Source organism: Streptomyces sp. SID1328 (genome assembly GCF_009865595.1).
In the GTDB taxonomy this organism is placed as follows: domain Bacteria; phylum Actinomycetota; class Actinomycetes; order Streptomycetales; family Streptomycetaceae; genus Streptomyces; species Streptomyces griseoluteus.
The window spans coordinates 1-1,356 of record NZ_WWKH01000163.1; the positions used below are offsets into that span (position 1 = coordinate 1).

General features: G+C 69.2%; 2 protein-coding genes. Both read right to left on the bottom strand.

Going from position 1 to position 1,356, the window contains the following annotated elements; translation table 11 throughout:
• Positions 1–984 (bottom strand): cytochrome d ubiquinol oxidase subunit II (gene cydB / locus GT030_RS04800; protein ID WP_161199986.1); only part of this gene is annotated, 984 nt, incomplete at its 3' end.
• A 23-nt stretch (positions 985–1,007) separates the two neighbouring features.
• A partial coding sequence (locus GT030_RS04805) for a cytochrome ubiquinol oxidase subunit I (RefSeq protein ID WP_161199987.1) occupies positions 1,008–1,356 on the bottom strand: 349 nt, incomplete at its 5' end.

Genomic DNA, 1,356 nt, shown 5'->3' on the forward strand with positions numbered 1-1,356 from the left:
GTGCTGGACGCCGATCCGCTTGCGGAACACCCAGTAGGTCCAGCCCTGGTAGAGCAGCACCAGCGGGGTGGCGAACCCGGCGACCCAGGTGATGATCCCGAGTGTGTACGAGCCGGCGGCCGCGTTGGCCGCGGTCAGGCTCCAGGCCGCGTTCCGGCTGGAGGGCATCACCTGCGGGAACAGGGCGAGGAAGAGCATCGCGGTGGACGCCACCACGCTCAGCCCGGAGGCGACGAACGCCCGCCCTTCGCGGGCGCCGAAGTTGAAGCCCAGCGACACCAGCACCGCGAGCACGGCGACGGCCTCGGCGATCAGGCTGCGCACATTGCCGGTGCCGAGCTGGGTCCAGGTCAGGAACGCCAGCAGCAGCAGGGCGGTCAGCACGCCGGCGGTCTGCGCCAGGTGCCGCGCCCGGTGCCGGATGCTGCCCACCGTCTTCAGCGAGGCGAACACCGCGCCGTGGAAGGTGAAGAGCACGGTCGTGGTCACGCCGCCCAGCAGCGCGTACGGCTGGACCAGTTCGGTGAGGCCGCCGTGGTACTCGTGGTCGGCGCCGATCGGCAGGCCATGGACCATGGCGGCGAACAGCACGCCCCACAGGAAGGCCAGCACCAGCGAGGTGGCGAAGACGATCGCCTCCCAGTTGCGCTTCCACCGCTCGCCGTCGCGCTTGTGCCGGTACTCGAAGGCCACACCGCGAAGGATCAGGCAGAGCAGGACGACGAACATCGGCAGGTAGAAGCCGCTGAACATCGTGGCGTACCAGTCGGGGAAGGCGGCGAAGGTCGCGCCGGCCGCGGTGACCAGCCAGACCTCGTTGCCGTCCCAGACGGGGCCGATGGTGTTCAGCAGGACGCGGCGCTCGGTCTCCCCGCGGGCGAGCACCCGGGTCAGGATGCCCACGCCGAAGTCGAAGCCCTCCAGGAAGAAGTAGCCGACCCACAGCAGGGCTATGACGAAGAACCAGAGGTCATGGAGATGCACGGTTCCGGACTCTCTCTAACTGATCAGTAGGCGAAGGCGAGCGGCTTGTCGGCGTCCCTCGGGGAGCCTTCGAGCGTGGAGTCCCCGCCGAGCGTGATGTCCCTGAGCGGTGGCCGCTCGGAGGTGACCGGTCCGCCGCCCGCGTACTTCACCAGCAGCCTGAGTTCGACCACGGCGAGCGCGATGTACAGCAGGCTGAACCCGGTGAGCGTCACGAGCTGTTCGGTGAGCGAGACGTTCGGGGAGACCGCGTCCACGGTGCGCAGCAGTCCGGTGACGGCCCAGGGCTGACGGCCCATCGCGGTGAAGATCCAGCCGAAGGAGTTGGCGATCACCGGGAAGGCCAGGGTGAGGATGCCGGCCCGCCAGGCC